Annotated in this window: 25 protein-coding genes and 5 tRNA genes; 15 read left to right on the top strand and 15 right to left on the bottom strand. The window is 32.7% G+C overall.

Annotation, left to right across the window (positions count from 1 at the left end):
- The first annotated feature begins 13 nt into the window (after window positions 1-13).
- From typA to thyX, 3 genes are all read left to right on the top strand, one after another.
- Complete coding sequence (gene typA / locus CIGN_RS01080) at window positions 14-1,816, top strand: translational GTPase TypA (RefSeq protein WP_086251142.1); 1,803 nt, start codon at window positions 14-16, stop codon at window positions 1,814-1,816.
- Window positions 1,817-2,102: 286 nt separating this feature from the next.
- A complete protein-coding gene (locus tag CIGN_RS01075) occupies window positions 2,103-2,702 on the top strand; it encodes a nitroreductase family protein (protein ID WP_086302003.1) in 600 nt (199 codons plus the stop codon).
- A gap of 9 nt (window positions 2,703-2,711) precedes the next feature.
- Window positions 2,712-3,329 carry an FAD-dependent thymidylate synthase gene (gene thyX, locus CIGN_RS01070; RefSeq protein WP_086233453.1) on the top strand — a complete coding sequence of 206 codons (618 nt, stop codon included), beginning with the start codon at window positions 2,712-2,714 and terminating at the stop codon, window positions 3,327-3,329.
- A 39-nt stretch (window positions 3,330-3,368) separates the two neighbouring features.
- Here the strand turns inward: thyX and CIGN_RS01065 are convergent, their stop codons facing one another.
- The 6 genes from CIGN_RS01065 to CIGN_RS01045 form a co-directional block, all read right to left on the bottom strand.
- Entirely contained in the window at window positions 3,369-4,550 is a 1,182-nt protein-coding gene (locus CIGN_RS01065; protein ID WP_086302002.1) for a multidrug effflux MFS transporter, read from the bottom strand.
- A gap of 35 nt (window positions 4,551-4,585) precedes the next feature.
- Window positions 4,586-4,675, bottom strand: a tRNA-Ser gene (locus CIGN_RS01060).
- 6 nt (window positions 4,676-4,681) lie between these two features.
- The gene (locus CIGN_RS08155) at window positions 4,682-4,834 is read right to left on the bottom strand and encodes a hypothetical protein (protein ID WP_179186992.1); all 153 of its coding nucleotides are present in this window, start codon (window positions 4,832-4,834) and stop codon (window positions 4,682-4,684) included.
- A 16-nt stretch (window positions 4,835-4,850) separates the two neighbouring features.
- Window positions 4,851-4,924, bottom strand: a tRNA-Cys gene (locus CIGN_RS01055).
- A gap of 9 nt (window positions 4,925-4,933) precedes the next feature.
- Window positions 4,934-5,020, bottom strand: a tRNA-Leu gene (locus CIGN_RS01050).
- 6 nt (window positions 5,021-5,026) lie between these two features.
- Window positions 5,027-5,101 (bottom strand) — tRNA-Gly (locus CIGN_RS01045).
- A 163-nt stretch (window positions 5,102-5,264) separates the two neighbouring features.
- Here CIGN_RS01045 and CIGN_RS01040 point away from each other — a divergent pair.
- The 3 genes from CIGN_RS01040 to CIGN_RS01030 all read left to right on the top strand — a co-directional run bounded on the left by CIGN_RS01040 (window position 5,265) and on the right by CIGN_RS01030 (window position 6,955).
- A tRNA-Ala gene (locus CIGN_RS01040) sits at window positions 5,265-5,340 on the top strand.
- Window positions 5,341-5,522: 182 nt separating this feature from the next.
- Entirely contained in the window at window positions 5,523-6,023 is a 501-nt protein-coding gene (locus CIGN_RS01035) for an Arm DNA-binding domain-containing protein (RefSeq protein ID WP_086302001.1), read from the top strand.
- Window positions 5,960-6,955, top strand: a complete 996-nt coding sequence (locus CIGN_RS01030) for a tyrosine-type recombinase/integrase (RefSeq protein WP_086302000.1) — start codon at window positions 5,960-5,962, stop codon at window positions 6,953-6,955. The genes CIGN_RS01035 and CIGN_RS01030 overlap by 64 nt, the downstream gene beginning before the upstream one ends.
- Window positions 6,956-7,172: 217 nt before the next feature.
- On the opposite strand, the gene CIGN_RS01025 is transcribed toward CIGN_RS01030, so the two are convergent.
- The 3 genes from CIGN_RS01025 to CIGN_RS01015 are packed head-to-tail and all read right to left on the bottom strand — an operon-like array spanning window position 7,173 to window position 11,161.
- On the bottom strand, window positions 7,173-8,435 hold the full coding sequence (locus CIGN_RS01025; RefSeq protein WP_086301999.1) for a restriction endonuclease: 1,263 nt from the start codon (window positions 8,433-8,435) through the stop codon (window positions 7,173-7,175).
- Entirely contained in the window at window positions 8,413-10,920 is a 2,508-nt protein-coding gene (locus tag CIGN_RS01020) for a DNA cytosine methyltransferase (protein ID WP_086301998.1), read from the bottom strand. The genes CIGN_RS01025 and CIGN_RS01020 overlap by 23 nt, the downstream gene beginning before the upstream one ends.
- On the bottom strand, window positions 10,907-11,161 hold the full coding sequence (locus CIGN_RS01015) for a transcriptional regulator (protein ID WP_086233458.1): 255 nt from the start codon (window positions 11,159-11,161) through the stop codon (window positions 10,907-10,909). The genes CIGN_RS01020 and CIGN_RS01015 overlap by 14 nt, the downstream gene beginning before the upstream one ends.
- A 123-nt stretch (window positions 11,162-11,284) precedes the next feature.
- Between CIGN_RS01015 and CIGN_RS08280 the strand changes: the two genes are divergently transcribed.
- Window positions 11,285-11,572, top strand: coding sequence for a transposase (locus tag CIGN_RS08280; RefSeq protein WP_309543861.1), 288 nt, complete (start codon window positions 11,285-11,287; stop codon window positions 11,570-11,572).
- Window positions 11,547-12,329 (top strand): IS1595 family transposase, encoded by a 783-nt coding sequence (locus tag CIGN_RS01010; protein ID WP_236844765.1) that lies wholly within the window; start codon window positions 11,547-11,549, stop codon window positions 12,327-12,329. Before CIGN_RS08280 ends, CIGN_RS01010 begins: the two co-directional genes overlap by 26 nt.
- On the opposite strand, the gene CIGN_RS01005 is transcribed toward CIGN_RS01010, so the two are convergent.
- The 6 genes from CIGN_RS01005 to CIGN_RS00980 form a co-directional block, all read right to left on the bottom strand.
- Window positions 12,318-12,743, bottom strand: a complete 426-nt coding sequence (locus CIGN_RS01005; RefSeq protein WP_086301997.1) for a hypothetical protein — start codon at window positions 12,741-12,743, stop codon at window positions 12,318-12,320. The genes CIGN_RS01010 and CIGN_RS01005 overlap by 12 nt on opposite strands.
- A 750-nt stretch (window positions 12,744-13,493) precedes the next feature.
- Window positions 13,494-14,507, bottom strand: coding sequence for an AAA family ATPase (locus tag CIGN_RS01000; RefSeq protein WP_181892509.1), 1,014 nt, complete (start codon window positions 14,505-14,507; stop codon window positions 13,494-13,496).
- Window positions 14,491-14,721, bottom strand: coding sequence for a hypothetical protein (locus tag CIGN_RS00995; protein ID WP_086301995.1), 231 nt, complete (start codon window positions 14,719-14,721; stop codon window positions 14,491-14,493). The genes CIGN_RS01000 and CIGN_RS00995 overlap by 17 nt, the downstream gene beginning before the upstream one ends.
- Window positions 14,722-14,821: 100 nt before the next feature.
- The gene (locus CIGN_RS00990) at window positions 14,822-15,436 is read right to left on the bottom strand and encodes a hypothetical protein (RefSeq protein WP_086301994.1); all 615 of its coding nucleotides are present in this window, start codon (window positions 15,434-15,436) and stop codon (window positions 14,822-14,824) included.
- A 359-nt stretch (window positions 15,437-15,795) separates the two neighbouring features.
- Entirely contained in the window at window positions 15,796-16,119 is a 324-nt protein-coding gene (locus tag CIGN_RS00985) for a hypothetical protein (protein ID WP_236844764.1), read from the bottom strand.
- A gap of 66 nt (window positions 16,120-16,185) precedes the next feature.
- The gene (locus tag CIGN_RS00980; RefSeq protein WP_115633444.1) at window positions 16,186-16,443 is read right to left on the bottom strand and encodes a hypothetical protein; all 258 of its coding nucleotides are present in this window, start codon (window positions 16,441-16,443) and stop codon (window positions 16,186-16,188) included.
- A gap of 685 nt (window positions 16,444-17,128) precedes the next feature.
- Here CIGN_RS00980 and CIGN_RS08150 point away from each other — a divergent pair.
- The 7 genes from CIGN_RS08150 (at window position 17,129) to CIGN_RS08395 (ending at window position 24,812) form a co-directional block, all read left to right on the top strand.
- Window positions 17,129-17,302, top strand: coding sequence for a hypothetical protein (locus CIGN_RS08150; protein ID WP_180383468.1), 174 nt, complete (start codon window positions 17,129-17,131; stop codon window positions 17,300-17,302).
- A 35-nt stretch (window positions 17,303-17,337) separates the two neighbouring features.
- The gene (locus CIGN_RS08145) at window positions 17,338-17,502 is read left to right on the top strand and encodes a hypothetical protein (RefSeq protein ID WP_180381652.1); all 165 of its coding nucleotides are present in this window, start codon (window positions 17,338-17,340) and stop codon (window positions 17,500-17,502) included.
- A gap of 384 nt (window positions 17,503-17,886) precedes the next feature.
- The gene (locus tag CIGN_RS00975) at window positions 17,887-18,351 is read left to right on the top strand and encodes a hypothetical protein (RefSeq protein WP_086301993.1); all 465 of its coding nucleotides are present in this window, start codon (window positions 17,887-17,889) and stop codon (window positions 18,349-18,351) included.
- Window positions 18,352-18,595: 244 nt separating this feature from the next.
- Window positions 18,596-20,305, top strand: a complete 1,710-nt coding sequence (locus tag CIGN_RS00970; RefSeq protein ID WP_086301992.1) for a dynamin family protein — start codon at window positions 18,596-18,598, stop codon at window positions 20,303-20,305.
- A 12-nt stretch (window positions 20,306-20,317) separates the two neighbouring features.
- Window positions 20,318-22,516 (top strand): dynamin family protein, encoded by a 2,199-nt coding sequence (locus CIGN_RS00965; RefSeq protein ID WP_086229311.1) that lies wholly within the window; start codon window positions 20,318-20,320, stop codon window positions 22,514-22,516.
- 2 nt (window positions 22,517-22,518) lie between these two features.
- Entirely contained in the window at window positions 22,519-24,672 is a 2,154-nt protein-coding gene (locus CIGN_RS00960) for a BspA family leucine-rich repeat surface protein (protein ID WP_086301991.1), read from the top strand.
- Between the two features lie 5 nt (window positions 24,673-24,677).
- Window positions 24,678-24,812, top strand: coding sequence for a hypothetical protein (locus tag CIGN_RS08395; RefSeq protein ID WP_257789254.1), 135 nt, complete (start codon window positions 24,678-24,680; stop codon window positions 24,810-24,812).
- Window positions 24,813-24,820 lie beyond the last annotated feature (8 nt).

The following is a 24,820-nucleotide window of genomic DNA, read 5'->3' as shown; positions in this document are numbered from 1 at the left end:
TAAGGAAAATCTAGTGGAAAATATCAGAAATATCGCCGTCATCGCACACGTTGACCACGGTAAAACAACAATGGTAGATGAGCTACTTAAACAATCAGGCACATTTACAGAACACCAAAATATAGGTGAAAGAGTTATGGATAGCAATGATATCGAGCGTGAGCGTGGTATCACAATTCTTAGCAAAAATACAGCTATTCGCTATAAAGATTATAAAATCAATATCATCGACACTCCAGGACACGCCGACTTTGGTGGTGAGGTTGAGCGTGTTTTAAAGATGGTTGATGGAGTTTTACTTCTTGTAGATGCACAAGAAGGCGTAATGCCACAAACCAAATTCGTTGTAAAAAAAGCCCTATCTTTAGGTCTTCGCCCAATCGTTGTAGTAAATAAAATCGATAAACCAGCTGGCGATCCTGATAGAGTTATCAATGAGATTTTTGATCTATTTGTTGCACTTGATGCCAATGATGAACAGCTTGAATTCCCAATCGTATATGCTGCAGCAAAAAATGGCTATGCTAAACATAAGCTAGAAGATGAAAATACCGATATGGAGCCTTTATTTGAAACTATTATAAATCATGTTCCAGCTCCAAGTGGCAAAGATGAAAATCCACTACAACTTCAAGTTTTCACACTAGATTATGATAATTATGTAGGTAAAATCGGTATTGCAAGAATTTTTAATGGCACAATTAGCAAAAACCAAAATGTAATGCTAGCTAAAGCAGATGGTAGCAAAACCACAGGTAGAATTAGCAAACTTATTGGATTTTTAGGACTTGAACGCACAGATATAGATACAGCAAGTAGCGGAGATATCGTAGCAATTGCCGGATTTGATGCTCTTGATGTAGGAGATAGCGTAGTAGATCCTAACTCACCAATGCCACTTGATCCACTTCATATAGAAGAGCCAACTTTAAGCGTAGTATTTAGCGTAAATGATGGCCCGCTATCAGGTACAGAGGGTAAATATGTAACATCAAATAAACTTGATGAACGCCTAGAGAGCGAGATGAAAACCAATATCGCTATGAAATATGAAAATATAGGCGAAGGTAAATTTAAAGTAAGCGGTCGTGGTGAATTACAAATTACAATTCTAGCTGAAAATATGAGAAGAGAGGGCTTTGAGTTCTGTCTTGGTAGGCCAGAAGTAATTATAAAAGAGATCGATGGAGTAAAATGTGAGCCATTTGAGCTACTTGTAATAGATGCACCAGATGATTGTACTGGAGCAGTAATTGAAAAACTTGGCAAAAGAAAAGCTGAGATGGTTAGTATGAATCCTACTGGCGATGGTCAAACTAGAATCGAATTTGAGATTCCAGCTCGTGGGCTTATCGGCTTTAGAAGTCAATTTTTGACCGATACAAAAGGCGAAGGTGTTATGAATCACAGCTTTTTAGAGTTTAGACCACTTACTGGCACAGTTGAACATAGAAGCAATGGTGCGTTAGTAAGCATGGAAAATGGCGTGGCTCTAGCCTATTCTTTATTTAATCTCCAAGATCGTGGGGTGCTATTTTGCGATCCGCAAACAAAAGTTTATGTAGGTATGATTATTGGCGAACATAGCAGACCAAATGATTTGGATGTAAATCCAATTAAAGGTAAAAATCTAACCAATGTAAGAGCTAGCGGAAGCGATGACGCAATCAAGCTAGTCCCACCACGCAAACTAAGCTTAGAGCGTGCTTTAGAGTGGATTGAAGAAGATGAATTAGTAGAAGTTACTCCAATAAATATTAGAGTAAGAAAACGCTACTTAGACCCAACAGTACGCAAAAGAATGGCAAAAAAATAGATAAATTTAGGTTGATTTATTAGTTGCATTTATCTAAATATCTTGTTAAATTCTTAACTAAATTAAGCAGTTAATCTTATAGATCTACTGCTTAATTTGACTTTTAATTTATTATATAATCAAATAGTAAAATCTTTGATTATTATGTATCTAGCTCGCAATAGTAAATTTATACAAAAATATTAGAGTTTAATCCATTAACCCAAATTCACCAACTATTGATAAAATACCGCTATAATCTACAAAATTCAAATCAAAATCAGCACAAACCAAAAAGGAAAAAACAATGAAGAAAATAATGCAAGAACGCTATTCATGTAGAGAATTTAATGGCCAAAAAATTAATCAAGAGACTATAAACGAAATTTTAGATCTTACTAGATTAAGTCCTAGCTCATGCGGTTTGGAACCGTGGAAATTTATGGTTGTTAGCAAAGAAAACGATTTAAAAGAATTAGGGCAAATCTGTAATAATCAAGCCCAAGTAAGCGGATGTAGCCACGCTATAATCATCATCGCACGCAACGATCTAAAAGAGGGTTGTGATTTTATAAGAACTCAAGTAGATCGCAAACCACGCACTCCTGAGAGACTTCAAAAAGCCCTTGATCACTTCGCAGCAAGGTTTAACCCGCAAACCGATGAAGAACTAATGCACTACGCATCACTACAATGCTATATGGCAAGTGCTAATATGGTCAATATCGCTCAAAGTCTAGGTATTAAAAGCTGCATTGTAGCTGGTTTTGATGCAAATAAATTAAATGATTTTGTAAATTTAGGAGAGAATTTTAGACCTGTTCTTGTAATTGCTTTAGGATATAGCGATGAAGAAGCACCAGCTAAAATTCGCCAAAGTTTAGAACAAGTAGTAATCTATAAATAAGGGCAAAAAATGGAAGTAACACTGCTAAATCACACGCCACTATGGGTTTGTTCTAACGCTATTCGTACCTGCTGGCAAAGCTTCGATAAAGGCGATAATGGCGGCGAAATAGATCTAGCTTTAATCGATAGAGTAGGCAATCAACTCAAACACGCAAGCACGCTAGAGCATCTATTTTATAACTTTTATATAAAAGGCATTAGCAGAGCTTGCCTCCAAGAGTTAGCTCGCCACCGCATAGCTAGCCTAAGCGTAAAAAGCACGCGCTACACATTAAAAGAGCTAAAAAACGAAAGCGAGTTTAAGCCTAATGACTTTGATAACGCAAGTAGATATATAGTGCTAACTGGCAATGAATTTGTAGATAACGCAAGCATAAACGCACTTGAAAACTTACGCCAAATTCTAAACCAAAACACAAGCTTAGATATAGCCAAATACTGCCTTCCAGAGAGCTATAAAACAGAATTAAGCTGGAGTATAAACGCTAGAAGCTTACAAAATTTCATAACCTTAAGAAGTTCTAAAAGCGCCCTTTGGGAAATTCGAAATCTAGCAAATGCAATATATAATGCACTCCCTAATGAGCATAAATTTATCTTTGCTGAGTGTGTATATAAAGATTAAAATAATATAGATTTTAGTAAGAGCTAAAATCTATATTAGCTATATTGTTTTAAAGCGTAAAATAACTGCTAAAGCACACGGTACTAACATTACTAGAGCTAGAAATAACGGAGTATTTGCCCCAAGCGCTCCAACCCCAAAAGCAATTACCCCAGCTAATCCAAACTGCATAGTCCCAAGCACAGCTGAGGCGGTACCAGAGTGGTCTGTAAATCTTGCCATTGCTAATGTTGTAGCATTTGGCAAAATAAATCCAAGCATACTAATAGCTACAAAAATTCCAGCCTCAAAAATCCAAAATCCAAGCCCTAAAAGCGCTCCAATGCTTACTACTACAAGCGCTCCAAGCATTATAAATAGGGCAAATTTAAGCAAATTTTGACAATCAAAATTTCTAGTAAGCCTAGCATTAATATTAGCAAATAGCACAAATCCAAGTGCATTAATACCAAAAAGAAGCCCATACTGCGTCCCATTAAGGCCAAAATGCCCCATAAATACAAAAGATGAACCAGTAATATAGGCAAAAAGCACCGCCGAAGCAAATGCGCCAAGCAGACTATAAAGTATAAATATCTGCTCTTTTAGGACAAATTTATAACTAGCAATAGTAGCTTGATGAGAAAATTTAGTTCGTACTGGCTGAGTCTCTTTAAGTCCAAAAATAATAAACCCAAGTAGCAAAATCCCTAACATAAAAAGAACCGCAAAAATACTTTGCCACGAAAAATAGCTAAGCAAAAGCCCGCCAAATGTCGGCGATAACATAGGCGCAAGTGATGAAAATACCATCATTAAAGCATACACTCCAGCAGCATCTTTGATATCAAAACTATCATTGACAATAGCCCTAGCAATCACCACACCAGCACAACCGCCAAGCGCTTCAAAAAATCGCAAAGTAATAAAAATATAGATATTATCCACTAGCACGCACCCAAGACTTGAAGCAATAAATATCAAAATTCCAATTATCAAGGGAGTTTTACGCCCAAATGTATCACTTAAAGGACCATAGATAAGCTGCCCCAAAGCAAATGCTATAAAAAAACTAGCAAGACTAAGCTGAGTAAGAAACTCACTAGCTAAAAAGCTACTTTGAACATGCAATAGCGCTGGCAGATACATATCTGTAGATAGCGGTGCAATGCTAGACATAAAGGCTAAAATAATGATTAATTTAAATTTAGCAAATCCATGGATCTTTGTAGTGCTTCGCATAAAAAAAGAGCCTTAAAAGCGTAGATTACAAAAAGTGGCCGGGAGAAAGGGATTCGAACCCCTGGAGGCTTTCACACCTCAACGGTTTTCAAGACCGCCGCTTTCGACCACTCAGCCATCTCCCGAGTATATTATTTAGAAGTTTTTTGTTCTACCCAGCTAGCACCTTGATTGACCTTTTCTTTAGACCATTCATAGGCATCTTTAGAATCCTCTTTGACTCCGTGCCAAGTATTAGAACATCCGCATAATAACAAGATAAAAGCACAAAATATATAACGCATATAAATCCTGTAAATATGGAGGCGACACCCAGATTCGAACTGGGGGTAAAAGCTTTGCAGGCTTCTGCCTTACCACTTGGCCATGTCGCCATATGCTAGTGGTGCCCAGAGCCGGACTTGAACCGGCACGGAAGTAATTTCCGAGGGATTTTAAGTCCCTTGTGTCTACCATTCCACCACCTGGGCTAAATATGGAGCGGGAAACGAGATTCGAACTCGCGACCCCAACCTTGGCAAGGTTGTGCTCTACCCCTGAGCTATCCCCGCATCAATTTTGGAAATTGAATAATAGCAAAAGAAACCTTAAAATTTAATTTGATTTTACTAAATTTTAAAAAATTTTATCTATTTTTATCTAATTTATTGAATTTCATAAATTTCATAAAATTATAAGCAAAATAAATGTATCATTACAATCTATTTTTTAAATGGGGTTATAGCTCAGCTGGGAGAGCGCTTGAATGGCATTCAAGAGGTCGGCGGTTCGATCCCGCTTAACTCCACCATTTAAGTTTATTTTAAGTTTCTTTTATTTCTTTTTATTTCCTTTTAACTCTCATAAAATCGCACTTTTATAGGATTTTTTTCTTTTTGTTTTCTTTTACGATATAATTATTTCCAAATAAATTGCGTAGTTATTAGCGTAGTAGATAATCATTAGCGTAGTTTTTCTATAAAAAGGATTAGAATGGCAAATATCTCAAAGGCAAATTTGCTAGATAAAGATATAAGAAACCTAGAAGTATTATCTCAACAATACAAAAAGAAAGTTGGTAATCCAAAAGAGCTTTATATTTGGATTAATCCAAGTGGTATGAAAACTTTTTCAGTAGAATATCAAAGAAATAAATTTAAAAAAATAGGCGAGTTTAGAGAAGGCATTTATAGCGTAGCTGAAGCTAGGCGTGATGCCTTAAAGATTTTAAAAGAGCTTGAGAGCGGTAAAGATATAAATACAATTATGGGTAAAGATGAAAAATATCTATATAAAAATTTATTTAACACATATATCAAGCAAAAATTAAAAAATGGTATAAGCCAAAGCTATATCGCTAAAATAACCAAACAACACCAAAACTATATCTTACCAAGCTTTGGCAATAAAGATATAAAAACTATAAAATATTGGGTAAAGATGAAAAATATCTATATAAAAATTTATTTAACACATATATCAAGCAAAAATTAAAAAATGGTATAAGCCAAAGCTATATCGCTAAAATAACCAAACAACACCAAAACTATATCTTACCAAGCTTTGGCAATAAAGATATAAAAACTATAAAATATTCTGATATTTTTGCAGTTTTAAATGCTATTTTTAATCCCAATAACCCACGCACTTCAAGATTAGAGACAATCCACCGCTTAATCAATGATATTGATAAGGTTTTTAGCTTAGCTCAAAGAGATGAGCATATCACCTATAACCCAAGTAAAGAGTTACATAGAGCATTTCCTACTGCTAGTCGCTTTACGCTTGATAAATTTGTAGATACTAGACTTCCAGCCTTAACCGATAAAGAAAAAATTAAAGAGTTTATCATAGATTTAAAGATGGATAATAAGCTTGATTTATCAACTAAAAGAGCTATCTATTTACAAATTCTTTGCGTTAATCGCCCATTTAATACAGTTAGCGCTAAATGGAGCGATATAGATTTAGAAAATAAAATTTGGACTATTCCAGCAAACCAGATGAAAACTAAATCAGTACACGAAGTTACACTAATCTCTTACGCTCTTAAAATATTAGAAGAACAACATATGTTTAAAATTATTGATAGCCCATTTGTCTTTCCAGCCCTTAATGCAAACGGACATCTACATAGAGATACAATAAGCAAAGCTATAAGAAATTTGGGTAGTAAAAACAGATATAGTGGCATTGCTACTTCACACGGATTTAGAGCTACTTTTAGAACTATATGCTCTAAAAGTAAAGCCGAGCTTTTAAATTTAGGCATAAGCGAAGAAACAATTGAGAGTGTTTTAGCTCATAAAGAGTTAAACGCAGTAAAACGCTCATATGAAAGAGACAAAGCAACCATAGAACAAAAAGCTAGGCTAATGCAGTGGTATGGAGATTATCTAAATTCTATTGAGCCACTTGGGATTTAATTTTACTTTTCCCTAACTTTTTTGGACTTTTCCCCCACTTTTCCCTACCATAGGGAAAAGTTACCCATCTATGTTGCCACCGATATTAGAAGGCAATTTTTTTAACCACTTTTCCCTATATGTGTATACGTGTAGCAAATTTAAAAAATTTTCTACTCGATTTAGCGGTATTATGCAGCAAATACACCTATATTTTTGATAATTTAATATTTTAAAGTTATAACAATGGTCTGTTGCGCTCCAATAAGTATCCATAAGAATCTGTATTAAAGTCTGAATAAAATAAATCTATTTTTTCCAACAAGGACGCAAAATTTAAATATTCTATTGCATCAAAATCATCTGTTCCTAATCCAGTATTTAGAACAGTTTTATAACTATCAAAATTATATGTCTCAGTTCTTGATTCGCCTAAAAGGTCATTCATTATAGTTTTGGTTTTTGCTAATAAACAAATGTATTGGAAATCCCTATCAATATATCTTGTTTGATTGTTTGGATGTGCCATACTGATGTGTTGATTTGGAGTTAGCGCAATCAAATTCTCTATATAGTCGCTAATTGACGGAAACTCAGACTCTGGAAAAATATGATGAATCTGCGTAGCATTAACCAACTCTGTATCTTGCAAGACCTCAGATACTGAATTGTGATATTGTGCATTAAAGCGTCTTACAATTCTTTTGGCTCTTTCTACGTTATATCTTGATGTAGCGTCGACTTGCTGTTGTTGCTCATTATATTCTTGTCTTGTTATATTTTTGCTTTTACCACTAAGCTCATCTCTCCAGTTTATTCTATTATATCTTAACTCGTCTAATGTAATAGGTGTTGATGACGGAAATCCTCTTCTTGTTCCAAGTTTTTGTAGGGAGAAAGCTAAAGGATTTAAAATTTTGGTAAATATTCGTCTGCATTCAAGCCATTTGTTGATTCTTGTATGAGTGATCGTAAAGTCAATAAAGGTTTGTTTGAGTTGTATAAAATCATTATGTGTTTGATTGTCTAAGAAATTTTGAAAACTGTCATAAATTCCACTATCTTGCAAAACTTTTCTGATATAGTTGGTTAAGAAAAATAGTGAATTTGTCTCCCGAAGTGCAATAAACTCTAAAAGTTCAAGATTATTAATTTTGTAGTTGTGCCTCGAATTTGTTCCAATATCCAATAAAGCCCCACTATATTCCAAAAGATTGATAGGTTGGGAAAAATATTTATTATATTCATTATTCGCCATATTAGAATCAAGATTTGGCTTTAAAAATATTGCTTCAACATTATCTTTAGTGTATTGATCTTGCCAAATATCAGATACAGTGAATTCAGTTTCTGTGTTATAACCAGTGTGTTGTAAGATGCAATCAGCTATTATAAGTATTACGTCAGCCGTGCATTTTTGATCTATCCACCTAGCATTGCCACTAATTCTAACATCATAATTTCTAGAATTTAAAAATTCAAAAACTTCCTCTCTCGTCACAATATTCCTCCTTTAAAGCTCCAAACCAAAAACAGCTAACGCTATCAACATTTAATGTTCTTGTTTGATAATTGCGTGCTATTTTATAAAATTCTCTAAAATCACTACTGGAAATATATTTTAGCTGTTTACTGCTTAAATTTTTAGAAATTTTTGGGATAAGGATAGCCACCGAGCCATTTACCACATAACCACTTTCTTTTTTTACAAGACGTGGATTGTACGTCATATTTGGGGTTAAATAAACATCATCTCGATTTAAGAACTTAGATGCGGCAAATTTATCAAGTTTGTTTTTCTCAACATAGCTATCATAACCGTCAATTTGTATTATTTTTCCATCATCTGCAATATTACGCGATTTTAAAACCCTTATGGCCTGCTTTGTCTTATTGGTGGATGTATTTGAATTCGTAAGCTGCCTATCGCGAAAAACATCGAAAATTCCAAAATCCATTTTACTCAGAATAGTATCGAAGAAAAAGTTCCTATAAATGACCCAGTATGGCAAGTCTTTGTCAAAAATATAGTTTTTTTTCTGCTTTAAATTAATCCTTAGAGGTAGAGATTTGACATTAATCTCATTTTGTTTGCCGGTTGTTATATTTATAGTTTCTATCAATACTCCATTAAAGCCAAACTCTCCAAAGTCTAAAATATTACTAACTCCTTTTTTTGCAAGAAGTTCTCTAGTGCCTCTATAATCTTTTGTATTTAATAAATTTTTCGGCATTATCATGGACACATAGTCTGAAATTTTAAGTGATTTTTCTAAAAAAGCACCAGCTAAGCTACTGATTTCATCGCTTAATTGAACTCTATATTTGCTATTTTTAGATAGTTTGGAAAACGGGGGATTGCCAATTATCAAATCTGCCTTTGCTTCATATTCCATAAAATCTGTATTTATAAACTCTAAATTAAAATTTGTTGGGACTATATCATAATATAGTATTTTTAAAATCTCTAAGCTGTCACCATCTATATCAATAAGTTTTAAATTTACATGATCCACACTTTCATATTTTTTAAAAATAATAGGCAAGAAATTACCGCATCCAGCACTAGGTTCAATAATTGTAATTGAGTTTTTATTAAAAGTCGGTAGAGTCTTGGCTATTTCATTAACGATAAATCTATTTGTAAAGTATGCAGAATGAGATTCCCTTTTTGCATTGGACATCTCGGCAATAGCAGACAATGAGGCCGCGTCTATATTGTCTTTATTGCTAATAATGTATTCTTTTAACTTATTGTTATTTATTAAGCCATGTTTAGCGATTATATTAGTAATTTCATTTTGTTTTAACTTTTGTTTCCGCATAAAATTTAATATTTTGTAGGCTATTTGTCTGAAAATTGCAGTAGGAACAGCTTCTCCTATACTTTGACGAATATTAATTTCGTATTTTTTGCTTGTTTTTATTTTTTCATCGTCATTTAAAGAGTTAAGTTGTTCTAATGAAGCATCAATCCACTTAAAATTATCAGGAATGCTCATCATAAGCATAAGTTCTCTTATAGAAAAAACTCTATCGTCTACTGGATGAATAGTATTTTGGCTAGCGAGTTGGTCGTTCCTTGTATGAACGCAAGGTGCTACCGATTCCCATTTTTGTCTAGTATATTTATCGCCGTTTTTTGCTTTGTTTAGAACTATTTTGCCATTTATAGTTTGATGTGGGCGTTTTCTCTCATCTTTATTTTCAAAGGCGTTCTGCCCTTGGGCTATATCCTTTATCCACTCTCTCATGTGTACTGGATATGTTCTAAAGCTATGAAAAAAGTCATTTTTATCAAATTCGCCCCATTGCAAATTTCGCAAATGGCCTATAACTTGTTTTAGACTTTTTTGCTTTGTAAAATCAGGGAAAAGTTCTAAAGGAGATATGAAATTAGCTAATTCTTTACAAACTCCAATAACCAAAGTTCTAGTCCGAGATGAATTGCCTCCATAATTTTTAAAATTTATAATCTCATTATATATGCAGTAATTCTCAGCCAAATTTGCCTCTATCATATCGCCTATTTGCGTAACTTTACCATTTTGTGCTATACAACCAGTCTTATAGAAGCTCGAAACATTTTCTATAATAAAAAATCTAGGTTTAACATCAACTATCATATTAACGCTTTCAACCGCAAGAGAATTCCTATCTATTTCGTTGGGTTGTTTTTTGTGATTCGCGACACTCATACCTTGACAAGGAGGCGTTGCTATTAAAACATCTACCTTATCATTCCCTAATTTTTTATAAACTTCTATTTGATTTTTAATTTGTTTTTTTATGTCTTTTTCTCTTATATCTCCTAATATATAGCCGCTTTGAAATTTACATTTATTATTTATCATTTGAATTTTTAATCTACGTTCTATAATTTCATTTGTGGCTATACATTCAAAACCAGCTTCTTTAAAACCATAACAACCGACCCCAGCAGATGAAAAGAGCGATATATATGTAAGGATTTTATTCGGCAACATTAGATATACTCTTTCTTGCTTCCCAAGTTCTAACAATTCTTACAATATCATCATCGTTAAGCTGTGAAAGCATATCCAAAATAGCCCTCATTGCTAACGGTTGATTAACATCTCTTAGCCACTCTGTATATGTTCGCAAAGACACTCCAAGTCTATTTGCCATCTCTTGTTGCGAAATATTTTGTATCTCTTTGCTCTCTATAAGAGTATGCGTCTTCTTTAAAATTTGCGATAACTTCATATTTATGCCCTTTATATCAATGCTTGTATTATATCTAAATATCTTTAAATATAAAAGAGATGTATATATGTATACCATGAATATTTTTATGTATGAATTTTAAGCTTCAATATAGGTATAATTATGTATAATATAACTATAAAAATAGGGAGATTAAATATAGCACAACACTTTTTACTATCGGCTAAAGCTCGTAAGCTATCTCTTATTAAAATTGCGAAGATGAACGATTTTCAGGCCATCGCAACTTTTAGACAAGTTCGCTGGTTTGAAACCAAAGGCAACCCGGTATGTCCTTGCTGCGACAGTGGGGGCAAAATTTACTTCATAGCCTCTCGCAAACAGTTTAAATACAAGGAGTGCGCAAGTTTCTTTAGCGTTACTAGTGGCACGATTTTTTCATGGACATAAGCTACCACTTCAGACTATACTTACCGCCATTGCGATATTTGCTAATGCCGCTAAAGGAATTTCGGCATTACAACTCTCTCGCGATTTAGACGTTCAATACAAAACTGCATGGGTATTGCTTCATAAAATTCGTGAAAGCTTAATGGATTATGATAATTCGCAACCGTTTCAAGGCGTAGTCGAAATGGACGGCGTATATGTTAACGGCTATATCCGTCCTAGAAATAGACTAGAAAAGAGAATAGATCGTAAAAAGGTATATAAGCCTAATAAAAGAGTGGTTATATCGCTTAGGCAAAGAAGCGAATTCGGTATCGGAGCAAATCACACGAGAACTTTTATTTTAAGAAGCGAAAACCCGATAGAGCTTAGTCGTATAGCTTATAGATTTATCGTAAGAGGTAGTGAAGTGCATACCGATGAGAATATCGGATATTTAAATTTTATCGCTCATTACGATCACAAAGTGGTTAATCACTCCGTAGAGTATTGCGGTATAAACGGAGAGAATAACAATCAAAGCGAAAGCTACAATTCAAGATTTTGCAGACTTCAATACGGACAATGTCATAAATTAGGCACATTGTATCTGTCAAACTATGCTAATGAGATAGCTTACCGAGAGGATACAAGGCGATTTAACAACGGCTTTACCTTTAGAGACATTTTAAAAAAGTGCTTAGACAGTGGAATTTCAAACGAATTCTGCGGTTATTGGCAAGGCAATCATAGAGTAGCTGAGAGATTAGGCATTTAGGATTTTTATACGATATTGTTTTGCATCGTTTATAACACGACATTCTATTATGTATTGACGGACTAAATTCTCTAAAACGGTGTAAATTCCGCCGTATATCGATTTATGAAGCTCTTGCGACAGAGCTTTTGCTTTCATTACATACTCTGTTAATTCATTTATATCGACATTGTCGTTGCTTTTTATATGCTCTATAACAAGCTTTGTTAACTCTTTGTGCTTAAAATATCTTTCTCTCGTTTTCTTGAGTGCTATTTTTCTTAAGTCGTAGTTCGGATCAAATATCTTTATACTTTTTGAGATAGTTGAAATTTCATCTCTCTCTTCTTTGATAGCTTCTTGATATGATTTGATCTTGCCTTGAAGATCTGCGTGTTTAGCTACTAAAGCCGATATTACATGAGATTCTGCCATATTTTTCCCTTTTTACTGCAATTGCTATATGCGATTAATATGGCTATAATTTTATCTGATTATTTTATAGAAGTTATTTACGGTTGCTACATAATACCGCGATTTAGTGGTTAAACAATTTTAAAATTTCTTGATTTTTTCTTTAATGGTTTTTATAAATTTCAATCAAAATTTTAAATTTGTTCAAACCAGTTTAGCTCTAGATTTAAAGCAAAGAATTTGGGTTTTATATTTTTCTAGGCAAAAAGTCCAAATTTTGACTTTTATATTTTTTAGATTGGCAGGATAAGGTTTTATGCCAAAAAAATGACCCCAAGCCATTTTTAGCATAAAACTCTAAGTCTGCGACGCTCTTAAAAATTTCACTAAAGAAAAATAAAAAATTTAAAGATTGACTTGCGAAATTTGCTTTTAAATCGTTTTAAATATTTTAAAGCTATTTGATTTATTTTAAATCGATTTTAAAACTGGTTTTGTTCATTTATGAATATAAAAATTTTTAAAAGTTATGCTAGGTTTTTATTTAATACCATTTGTTAATTTAGTTTTTTCTTTAGTGGAATTTTTTAGGAGCTTCGCAGAAATGCAACTTATGCTTTTTGACTTCATTTTAAAAAATGTGGTCAAAAATTGGCGTAAGTTGCTATCCTGACAAAATAAAAAAATATAAAAGTTGATTTTTACGTTTTATTAGCAATAATTTATAAATACTCAAATACTACACTAAAAAGTAGAGTAAATTTAGTAAAGCTAAAACTGGGAGTTTATCAACTTATATCTTATCGTATTATGCTTAGCTTCTCTAGTGATAGTCCAAAGGCGATTTTTAAATTTATCCATAAATCTCCATAAGGAATTCTTGCGATACACTTCGACATCATCTCTAAAGGCTAAATCTTTTAGCTCTTTGATTAATTTGCTTTTTGGCAATCCATTTGCATGTTTTTGCAAAATTTTAATCACATATTCCGCTGTATATCGAGCTATATCATTACTAGCAAAAAGTAAGTTATCATCTTTTTTAAAGCCAAAGTTATCAGTGTTGATTATAAAATTTGATATAGCCATATCAAATCTAAACTTCTGTGGCTCAAGAGTAAAAAATAACTCATTTAATCCAAGAATACTATGCTCTTTAATCAAAGAGAGATAATAACCTTCATCTACACTATCCATAAAGGCTATTGAACCTTTATAAGCTTTATTATTCTCATCATCAATTTGCTTTGGCTGATGGTGTAAAAAGATTATTGTAGCACCTAAATTTCTTAACTTTTGTAATTTATCTAAAAAGCTAGTTATCTTATCATCTTTGGTAAAATCAACATTGATAAAATTTCTTATACTATCAATGATAATTAGCACGCCATCTAAGTCGTTTGACTTTGAGAGATTAGTTAGAATATCGCCGTTTTTTGGTTTATCTATAAAGTAGTAGTGAAAGCTATCTTTAAAACTATCTAGAATTTGATTTAGATTGCGGTCTTTTAACACTCGTGGGCTATTGTCTGCATCTAGGTAGTGGATTTGGCTAAATTTATTCTCTTGTAGTAAAAATTTAGTCAAATAAAGCGTAAATAAGCTTTTACCAGCACCAGCTGAAGCGTAAATCATTGTTATAGTTTGTGGGGCTAAGAAATTTGGTATTATCCACTCATCTTTTGTATTATTTATCATTTCAGAAGTAGCCTCTAAGCCAAATTTAGATATAATATCGTGTATGTTTTGTTCCACGCTTTGCGTGGAATTATATTCCATTTTCATCATATCTCCTTATATTTCCATTTATGAAATTTTCAATATCTGAGCGTTTGTATAGTATGATTTTACCTATCTTTGAGAATAAAAACGGATTGTTTGGGTTTTGATTTTTAGCCATTCTTAGCTTGGCATGATTGGCTCTTTTAATGTGATATATAGTTTCTACATCACTAATTGTTAAGTAGTCAGTGCTATTTAGAATATCAATTCCTGCCATCTTAATTCCTTTCTTGATTATTAGATTTTTATGAATTTCATTAAATTCTAAATCTTGAAAGGAAGTATAGCATAAAAAATCTAAATTATTGCGTTTTTTACTAAATTATTTTTATTTTTCTTTTTTTACTGCTTTTTGTCGTTTTAAAAATTTGCTCAAAAGCTACAAATGCTCTAAATTTTCCAAGACTAATCCTATACTTCTTAGCTATTTGAGCTAATTTTACATTATAATCATTTTTCAAAGCTTGCAAATTGATATATTTGTAATTTGAATTCGTTTGATTGAGTATAGAGCTAATTTTGTTTAAAGTCTCAATTGTCTCTTTGCCGTGAATGTTACCTATATCAACAATAGGTATGCCTAATTCCTTTTGCTTTTTTAAATTCTCTATGTAATCATTAAGTGCTGTAAATGTCGCTGAAGCGATAAGCGGTACTAGTGTATAACCATCTTTTAAAGAGCATCGAATTTTCCAAATAGCTTTTTTCTTAGCCTGAATTTCCTTATTAAAATCTATAAAATCCAAACCAAACTCCATAAACAATTGTTTGAGCTCAAGATACGCATTATCAGTCAAATTTGCAAATACTTTATTAAAATTCTCTATATATCGTGGTTCTTCTGCTAGTATCCTATCAAGTGTAGGCTGTAAATAATCATACTCTAGGCTTTTTAAATCCTGGTAAATCTCATCAAATGTTAAACTTTTCATAATTATCCATTTTTGTAAATTTATTGTATTTTACTATAAAATATTTGATTTTATGCTAGTTTGTTGTAAATTTAGCCAAGATACCAGTAAGAAAAAATCTTTTTTCTTACTGGTAAAATTAAAAAAATTCGCTATATTTAAATTTTTGATTACCAGTAAAAACCATTATCTATTTCCGCTAAGATCTTGATTTTGTGATTTTTAGTTAATTTATAATATAATAATCTTCTTGCTTTTGCAAGAGCCGATGAAATGTTCTTTTGAACCAGTCGCTCGTCAAGACTTTGGGCTTGAGTGTAGGAAGTGGGCGTCCCTACCATCGGCTTCTTATATACAACTTCTTTTTTTATCTAATTGCCCTATTTTTTTAATATTTTTTCATTAGTGTAATATATCTTACTAATGTTTTCATCTTTGTGTATATCTATTTCGCCCATTTTTTGTTCATTTAATCTACTACCTGCAATGTAATCTTGATCATTTGTTGGAGTTGGGTTTTTGATAATTATTTCTGGATCATTTATGACTTTTTTAATTAAATTATAAACTTGCTCTTTGCCTACAAACATCTCAGGATGTCGCTCTAATAATATATTCAAATCTGCTATGGCTTCCTTATCACCTAAAAGCTCTGCTAATCTCTCGCAGAGCTTAAAAATTTCTAACTCGCTATGTTTATTCATTAATAACTCCAACAAGTTTTATTAATTTTATTATAAATAGCATCATTAATGCTCCAATTCTGCTTTTTAATTTTTTGATTTTTTACAATCATTCTCATCATATTTAACATTATGTGATACAATTGTAATCATAGCTGATGAAATGTTCTTTTGAACCAGTCGCCCGTCAAGACTTTGGGCTTGAGTGTAGGGGGTGTGGGCGTCCCTACCATCGGCTTGATTTACTGCCAAATTTATATCTGCCATCAAACCAAGATCTAAGATAGAAGCTAATGAAAAAGCTACTTTGTCTCCTAGCCTTGCGACTAAAATCCAAAATAGCAAAATGAGTCTAAAAGACTTGAAAATAGTGATTATGATAGTTGCTTACACACTCCAAGCAATTTATTATATAGTTATTTTGTTAGATAAATAATCTAACCGCCCCTAGAGATAGAGGTGCAAGTCTTTGTAGAATTATAGCTTGTTTTGTTAAATTTGATATAAAATTTTGGAATTTATTTAGAATTTGGCTGAGATTTTATCTACCAATAAAGAAGAAATTCCTCTTTTTTTATTGGTTCTTTACACAGTAACCAAAAAATAGGGAAAAGTGGTTAAAAAAATTGCCTTCTAATATCGGTGGTAACATAGCTGGGGAACTTTTCCCTATGGTAGGGAAAAGTTGGGGAAAAGTAATCATTTTAATTCTATAATCTAACTCTCTCCATAAAAATAAAAAATAAACAATAAAAAGTAAATAAGTTACTTATTAGGTTACTTTATAAATTTTATATTTCTAAAATACTGATAATATAATACTTACACGACTATATAACTGGTGAGCTTAACCCACCATTTAATATCTTATATCTGTTCAAATCCTTTTTTATTTATTCAGTTTTATTGCCTATTTTTCATACTTGGAGAGGGTTTTTTATTGCTGTTTTTTCTCAATTGATTTTGAAAAAATACTATTAATTCTCAAAAAAATTTTACTACTAATTAAGTCACTATTAAAAGAGTTATTATGGCTAATATTTCAAAGGCTTGTTTGAGTGATAAAGATATCGAGCTTTTAGAGATAATAAATAAAAGATATTTTGCTGTTGTGGGGAATACTAAGGAGCTTGAAATTTATATCAATCCTAAAGGAAGCAAGGTTTTTCAATTACTATTTATGACAAATATGGCAAAAACATAAATAAAAATTAGAAGAGTTTAGAGTTGGAATTTATAATGTGCTTAAGGCTAGGAGATGCCATTAAGCTACTAAATAAATTTGATGAGTTAGGAAAGGATTTTAATCTATTAAATGGAGCTAAAAAGCATACATATAAAGAGCTATTTATAAAGTATATGGATAAAAAAATAGTAGATATATCGGTGTGGTATATTAGCTAGATATGACTTTGGTAGTATTATAAGCTCTAGGCCATATGTAGAAGCCTCTTTTAGATATGGTAGAAACTACGTATCAATGGTATAGCAAATATCAAATTTGAATTCTAAAATATTATTTGAATTTTATAAATCTTATTTATATTATTTGGGTTTTTAAGCTTTACCTTTTTTTGAACCCTTTTAAATTCTTTAATCCCTTTTAAATACCAAAGAATTGAAATTCTAGATATCTCAATCCAAAGATTCTAAATTTATCCAATCTAAATTTTTAAATTTACCAAACAAAATACCGCACAAAATTTCACAATCTTATATAAAACGACAAATTGTGTCATATGGCTTTGTTATAATTCTGTCTATAAATCAACCTACAAGGAGCAAACAATGAAAGCAAAATACGCAATAGCAGCGATCGCACTAGGTGCAGCGGGCTTCATGGCCAAAAAATGGCTAGATAAAGAGGTGGAAAAATCCAGAAAGATATATGGCGATGATTACTCCATCAAAGATACCTTATTGGATAAATTCGAAAATGGTCTTTGGAAGTCTTATGATGCGCTTGAGAGAGTCGAAGAGACTACGCTAACTGCTCTTGATAAGCTACAAACCAAGATCACAGGCAAAGAGGTGGATCACCGCACGATTTTAGATCTCAATGAGGTATCGCCAGAGATGAGGGAGGCTTTGCTTAAGATTTTTGGTGCTATGTCTATGAATGCTGGATTTAATGAAGGTGCCAACAAATCAGAGCCTTGTGGCGCCGATCAAGCACAACCACTCAATACCAATGCCTGCGAGACAAACCAATCAGAGCCTTGCGATACCAATACTGGTGAAAAAGAGCGATAAAAGCGCTCTTATCAGTAGGTTTTAAGACAGGGGGGGGTATAATCAAATTTTGATGTCAAATCCGCCAAACTCTTATAAATTTGATTTATGAGAATTTGGCGTGGCTAGGATTACGCTAATGGGGGTGGTGAAAATTAATCATTTACTTATAAAAAGCTTAAATCCATACTCTTAACCTAAATATAATCTTATTTTTATAGGGCGTGGATATAATTATAAATCTTTTTACAATTTAGGAGAAATAATGACAAACAAACAAAAATCATACATTGAATGTGGCAATAAAGCCATAAATATCGCTCAAAATACAGATTGTCTAAATGACAAGATCCAAGAGTTAAGTCTGCTTACTAAAAGTATTGAAAATCAAGAGTTATTGGTGCCTGTAATCGGCGGATTTAGCTCTGGTAAATCAAGTCTTATAAATAGCTTTTTAGGCTCTGAGGTTTTAGGGATCGGTATCACACCTCAAACTGCTATCGCTACGGAGCTAAGATATAGCCAAGATGAGAAAATAGAAGCAATCAAAGATGATGATAGTATAGAGATTTTTGATATAAAAGATCTTAAAAAAGTAGAAGAAAAAGCACAAACTTATAACCACATCAAATTATATTTAAATAATCAAAAATTAAAAGAGATTGATCCTATCGTATTGGTAGATATGCCTGGATTTAATGCGCCGATTGATACGCATAATAAGGCGATATCAAGATATATGCCAAGCGGAGTGTATTTCATCGCTTTGCTCTCAGGTGTGGATGAAAAGACCATAACCAAAACTTATATCACAGAATTAAATGGAATTCACACAAGAGGCAAGGAATTTCAACTATGTATAAGCAAGACAAATCTACTCCCACAAAGAGATATAGAACAGATCAAAAGCTATGCCAAAGATACGCTAGAAATGGAATTTGGATATAGCAAAGATATAGAGTTATTAGATGATAATTCGGGAGCAAAATTAGAGAAAATCTTAAAAGATATTGATATAGAATCTCTGTTTGAGAGTATCTATAAGCCACATATAAGTATGAATTTAAAAGAGATGGAATCTACCATCAATACCACAATTTCAGCTCTAAGATATGATAAACAAGATGCTATAAATGCTATCGATGAGCTAAAAAATGGTATATCTCAAATAGAGATAGAAAAGAAAAAAGCCATAGATAACGCCAATAGCAAATACAATGATACCAATATAGAAGGCATCATTGGCGTCGTTAGCTCCGCACTTAGTAACAACGCCACCACACTAGCCCAATCTGCGCTAAATGGTGGAGATATACAAAGCGCTATAAATAATATTATAAACTCGGTTCTACCATCTGAAATTCAAAAGAGATTAAGCGGTATCCAACAAAATGTGATTGATAACTTCAAGCTTAGTATAGGCAATATAGATATGAAAGCCTCTGATATACAGACTTGGGCCGATGGGTTAAAAGAGATTGTCTCTGGGGCTTGTTTTGTCGCAAATACTCTATTAAACAGCGATATCAATAAAAAATCAAGTAGTGCATTAGTAAGTAGTGCAATAGGTATAGGTGGTGGAGCATTAGCCACTCAAGCCTTGGCTAAAATAGGCTTTACTATAAATCCGATAGTAGGGACAATTTTAAGTGCTGTTTTTGCTATTTTGCCTGGAATCTTTGGCAAAATAGCAGACTCAAAAAGGCTAGAAGCCGTAAAAGAACAAGTCCGAAACGAAGTAATCCCTAGCATATTATCCCAAATTCGCCCTAAGCTAAATGAATATTTCGCCAAAACAACAAACGAGATAATAAACGCAATAAGCCAAGAATTTACTCAAAAAATGTCAGAAAAAGAAGATGAGATAAAAAACGCCCAAAAAGAAAAAGAACTAGCAATAAGTGAAGTAGAAGATAAAATTTCATATCTTGAAGATAGAAGAGTCGAGATCCAAGCTCTAATCAAAAATATCTAAAAAGGAGAAAAAATGGAAAATCTACTAAAAATGAGCCAGACACTAGAAAATCTAGTGCAAGAAAATGACCTAGTAGGCGAGCTTCAAGGTATCGAAAAAGAACACGGCATAAGGCCAAGTGCTGAGCTAAAAGAGGCGCTTGATGAAAAAATGGAGCCAGAAAGAGATTTAAAAATAGGAATTTTAGGTCGTGTGAAAGCTGGGAAAAGCTCACTTTTAAATGCTCTTGTTTTTAAAGGGCAAAATGTATTGCCAAAGGCTGCTACTCCGATGACTGCGGCACTTACTGTTTTAGAGTATGGTGATAGGTTTGAAGCAAGCATAGAGTATTATAGCCAAGATGAAATAGAAACAATAAAATCAAATCATGCTACTTGCCAAAAGATTTTAGAAGATCATCAAAATGCAAAATTTACTGAATTAAAACAAAACAATAGAAAAGGCGAAAGCGATAGCAAGCTACAAGAATCGGCTAGAAAAGATGCTATTAAAAAACTAAAAGACGAAGTTTCTCTTTATGCTTATTATGAGCAATATGAGCAAATAAAGAAAAGTGGTATAAATGCTAGTTCTATTGGAGAGAAAGAAATATTGACTTGCTCTAGCTATGATGAACTAAATGAAAAACTAAAAAACTATGTAGGCTCTAGTGGTGAATACACGCCTTTTACAAAATCAATCACGCTTAAATTAAACGAAGAGATGCTAAAAGATGTAAAAATCATAGATACTCCAGGCGTAAATGATCCTATCGTATCAAGAGAGGATCGCACAAAAGAACTTATTGCTAAGTGCGATGTAGTATTTTTGGTATCTCCTGCTGGGCAGTTTTTAAATGATGTTGATTTGGAGCTTTTAAGCAATGTAAATGAAAAAAATGGAATTAAAGAGTTTCACATAGTAGCATCGCAGTTTGACTTACAGCTAAGTGCACCAGAGATAATAGGAAATGGAGTATTAGATGAGGCTATTCAAAGAGCACTTACTCCACTTTCAAGACAACAAAAAACTGTATTTGAAAATAAAAAAAGCTCTTATAATGATAAAATATATGAGCAATTAACTCGCTTTAATGTGCTTTATAGCTCTGGTATAAGCACAGAGATCATAAATAATTATGATAATTTACAAGATGAAAATGCTACTCATGCTTTGGGCTTATTTAAAAAGCATTATCCTGATTATTTTTCTAATAAAGAAACAGCTATATCAAATCTCAAAAAGCTCTCAAATATAGATGAGATTTTAAAAGTGCTAGAAAATGTTCGCAAAGAAAAAGATGAAATCATTAAAGGTATAATGGATGATTTTATTTCTAGTAAAAAAAGCGCATTAAATCAATACAAAAATGAAATTGGTGCGATAATAAATAAAAAAATAGAAGTGCTAAACTCAACTGATATAGAGGAGCTAAAAGCGCAAATCGAAAAAATCAAAAGCGTAAAATCAAAGGTGGTAATAAACGCAAACGCAGCCTTTGAAGATAGCGGAGCTGAGCTAAGCTCAAAGCTAAAAGAAAAGCTAAACACTCAAATAAAAGCTCTTTTTGGTGGCATTTCAAGTGCTAGTGAAAATGCAAAAGGCTCTGAGACTGTAACAAAAACCAAAAGGGTTGAAGATGGTCGTGTGCTAGGTTTTTTGTGGAAAAAATATAAAGATGTAAATTATCAAGTATCAATAGATACTTTAAATGCTTCATCACTTCGCACAGCAGCTCAAGATGCTGTTATAGAAATAAGCAATATACTAGGAGATGTATATAGCGACAATATAAGAATGTGGAAAAAAACTATTTTAAAAGACCTGCTAACTTCACTTCAAGAAAGCGTAGGAGATGAAGCCTTGGACGCTGATATGATAAAGCAAAGTGTAAGAAATATAATAGCAAATATTTCATTACCTGAGTTTAGCTATGATACTACCTTGCCTGCCGCCTTGCAAAAATCAGGCAAACTAGTGGGCTATGAGCGTGATGAGTTTTTAAATGCGCTTGAAAGCTTTCAAAGTGAGCTAAGAAGTAGAACAAACGCTGATATAAAAGCAATTTGCGCTACTCTTGATAAAGCTATTTCAAATGCTAATATAGGTGATAAATTCATAAACTCTTATGAAGAAAAGATAGAGCAACTAGCCAAAGATGCCCAAGATAAAGAGTCTAGCCTAGCCAGATATAGATCCATTTTAGACCAACTAAACCAAATAGAAGGATAAATATGCCAAACTATGAAAAACGCATAAAAGAGACTATAGAAACTTTAAAAAGCGGCTTATTCGAAAGAGAAGAGTGCCTAAAACTAGTATTACTATCTATGTTTGCTGGGAAGTCTATATTTCTCTATGGACCTCCTGGAACTGCTAAATCTATGATAGCAAGGAGAGCTAGCCTAGCATTTAAAATCACAGATAATTCACAAGATGAAAGTAAAGAGTCAAATAACGGCTTTTTTGCCTATTTGATGAATAGATTTTCAACACCAGAAGAGATATTTGGGCCAATAGACATAGCAGAACTTAAAAAAAATAATCTAACAAGAAAAACAGATGGATACTTGCCAACTGCTCATTTTGCTTTTTTAGATGAGATATGGAAGAGCTCACCAGCTATCTTAAATACACTACTTACTATAATAAATGAAAGAATTTATAGAGATGGTAATAAAGATATTAAAGTCCCATTAAAAGGCGTAGTCTGTGCTAGTAATGAGTTTCCACCAGATAATCAAGGTCTAGAAGCCCTATATGATAGGATGATTTTAAGGTATTTTGTAAAGCCATTAGAAGAGCGTGAGAATTTCAAAAAGCTTTTCAAAAGCAAAAAATCCAATGATATAAAGCCCTTAGAGCCTTTTAGCATTACTGAATTAGAGCAGATAGCCATCAAATCCCAAGATATAAAATTCGAGCAAAACACAATGGATCTAATCTGCGATCTAAAATCCCAAATCCAACTACTAAACCAAGATAAAGAGTATCGCAAGAAGCTTTTATCTAGTGATGAGTATAAACCTATCTATATATCAGACAGACGCTGGAAGCAGTGCGCTGAGCTACTCCAAACTGCTGCTTTACTAAGTGATAGAGATGCAGTGGAGAGATACGATCTAGCTCTTCTAGCTCACTTACTTTGGAGTAGTGAAGAAGATAAAGCAATAATAGAGAAAATTCTCTTTAATGTTTTAAATGAAAATTCAAATTTCGATAGTGAATTAAAGGCTTTAAAAGAAGATAATTTAAATCTTAAAAATCTAATAGAAAAAAACCTATACTCTCCAAACGGCAAACCAAAAAAAGTAGATAATAATGATAAAAACAAATATCTACAAATTTCCAAAGATCAAATCACAAAGGCTAATAATCTAAAAAACAATATAGAAGCCGAGTTTCAAAAAGCCAAAGCGAGTATCAAAAATCCATTTTTAAGCCAAAATGATATAGAGTTATCACTTAGTAGCTACACTCTACCACTCAAAGAGGTTAATAACGAAATCCTAAAAGCCAAAGAGTTAGAAAATATAATACAAAATCAACCAGTAAATGAAAAGCTTAAAAAAGCAAGTAGTGCTGAGTATAAATACCACCCAAAAACCAATGAAGAGCTTAGAGAGCTAGTCTCCCATGAGAGTGTAAAGCTAAGCGAGATAGATATAAGCGAAGTGAGTGATTTGTATGAGTTATTTAAAGATAGTCAAAGAAGCGATTTTAGCGGTATAGAGGAGTGGGATGTATCTCATGTAACAAATATGAGAAATATGTTCATAGGTATTGAAAATTTTAACTCAGATATATCTAACTGGGATGTATCTAATGTAACCAATATGAACTATATGTTCGCTGGTGCTGTAAATTTTAACTCAGATATATCTAGCTGGAATGTGTCTAAAGTAACTGATATGGGCTATATGTTCTACAATGCCACTAGCTTTAACCAACCGCTCGATAACTGGGATGTATCTAATGTAACTGATATGAGCGGTATGTTTCAAGGTGCCTTTAGGTTCAACCAACCGCTAAATAACTGGGATGTATCTAAAGTAACAAATATGAGCGGTATGTTTGCTACAACATATAATAATACAAGTTTTGGATTTTTTTATAACAATAAAACACCAACCATCTTTAACCAACCACTAAATAACTGGGATGTATCCAGTGTAACTGATATGAGCGGTATGTTTTTAGGTAATGAGTCGTTTAATCAGTTTTTAAATGATTGGAATGTATCTAATGTGATAAATATCAGTAGAATGTTTTATAATGCTAAATCATTTAACCAGCCACTAGCATCTTGGAAAATATCGATAAATGTAAATAAAACTTTAGCCTTTGAAGGCTCCGCCCAAAATCCCCTACCACGATGGTATGAGTAGAAACGATGAAAAAAGAAAATAACAATACATTAAACACTCACGGTCTCTTAGAAGACCCAGAGATAAAAGCGAAATTTGATGAGAGTCTAGAAGAAGAGACAAAGCAGATAGAGGCCAAGCTAGCCAATCCACCTTTTTGAAGAGGAGA

Source organism: Campylobacter devanensis, assembly GCF_002139915.1.
Lineage (GTDB): Bacteria > Campylobacterota > Campylobacteria > Campylobacterales > Campylobacteraceae > Campylobacter > Campylobacter devanensis.
Note: the sequence above shows the minus strand (reverse complement) of the source record. Positions and strands in the feature narration are given on the sequence as shown.

What these genes read in the sequence shown, in the direction of transcription:
- CIGN_RS01075 (WP_086302003.1), top strand. Translation starts at nt 2,103, where the DNA reads ATGAAGAAAATAATGCAAGAACGCTATTCATGTAGAGAATTTAATGGC.
- thyX (WP_086233453.1), top strand. Translation starts at nt 2,712, where the DNA reads ATGGAAGTAACACTGCTAAATCACACGCCACTATGGGTTTGTTCTAAC.
- CIGN_RS01065 (WP_086302002.1), bottom strand. Translation starts at nt 4,550, where the DNA reads ATGCGAAGCACTACAAAGATCCATGGATTTGCTAAATTTAAATTAATC.
- CIGN_RS08155 (WP_179186992.1), bottom strand. Translation starts at nt 4,834, where the DNA reads ATGCGTTATATATTTTGTGCTTTTATCTTGTTATTATGCGGATGTTCT.
- CIGN_RS01035 (WP_086302001.1), top strand. Translation starts at nt 5,523, where the DNA reads ATGGCAAATATCTCAAAGGCAAATTTGCTAGATAAAGATATAAGAAAC.
- CIGN_RS01020 (WP_086301998.1), bottom strand. Translation starts at nt 10,920, where the DNA reads ATGTTGCCGAATAAAATCCTTACATATATATCGCTCTTTTCATCTGCT.
- CIGN_RS01015 (WP_086233458.1), bottom strand. Translation starts at nt 11,161, where the DNA reads ATGAAGTTATCGCAAATTTTAAAGAAGACGCATACTCTTATAGAGAGC.
- CIGN_RS08280 (WP_309543861.1), top strand. Translation starts at nt 11,285, where the DNA reads ATGTATAATATAACTATAAAAATAGGGAGATTAAATATAGCACAACAC.
- CIGN_RS01005 (WP_086301997.1), bottom strand. Translation starts at nt 12,743, where the DNA reads ATGGCAGAATCTCATGTAATATCGGCTTTAGTAGCTAAACACGCAGAT.
- CIGN_RS01000 (WP_181892509.1), bottom strand. Translation starts at nt 14,507, where the DNA reads ATGAAAATGGAATATAATTCCACGCAAAGCGTGGAACAAAACATACAC.
- CIGN_RS00995 (WP_086301995.1), bottom strand. Translation starts at nt 14,721, where the DNA reads ATGGCAGGAATTGATATTCTAAATAGCACTGACTACTTAACAATTAGT.
- CIGN_RS00990 (WP_086301994.1), bottom strand. Translation starts at nt 15,436, where the DNA reads ATGAAAAGTTTAACATTTGATGAGATTTACCAGGATTTAAAAAGCCTA.
- CIGN_RS00985 (WP_236844764.1), bottom strand. Translation starts at nt 16,119, where the DNA reads ATGAATAAACATAGCGAGTTAGAAATTTTTAAGCTCTGCGAGAGATTA.
- CIGN_RS08150 (WP_180383468.1), top strand. Translation starts at nt 17,129, where the DNA reads ATGGCTAATATTTCAAAGGCTTGTTTGAGTGATAAAGATATCGAGCTT.
- CIGN_RS08145 (WP_180381652.1), top strand. Translation starts at nt 17,338, where the DNA reads ATGTGCTTAAGGCTAGGAGATGCCATTAAGCTACTAAATAAATTTGAT.
- CIGN_RS00975 (WP_086301993.1), top strand. Translation starts at nt 17,887, where the DNA reads ATGAAAGCAAAATACGCAATAGCAGCGATCGCACTAGGTGCAGCGGGC.
- CIGN_RS00970 (WP_086301992.1), top strand. Translation starts at nt 18,596, where the DNA reads ATGACAAACAAACAAAAATCATACATTGAATGTGGCAATAAAGCCATA.
- CIGN_RS00965 (WP_086229311.1), top strand. Translation starts at nt 20,318, where the DNA reads ATGGAAAATCTACTAAAAATGAGCCAGACACTAGAAAATCTAGTGCAA.
- CIGN_RS00960 (WP_086301991.1), top strand. Translation starts at nt 22,519, where the DNA reads ATGCCAAACTATGAAAAACGCATAAAAGAGACTATAGAAACTTTAAAA.
- CIGN_RS08395 (WP_257789254.1), top strand. Translation starts at nt 24,678, where the DNA reads ATGAAAAAAGAAAATAACAATACATTAAACACTCACGGTCTCTTAGAA.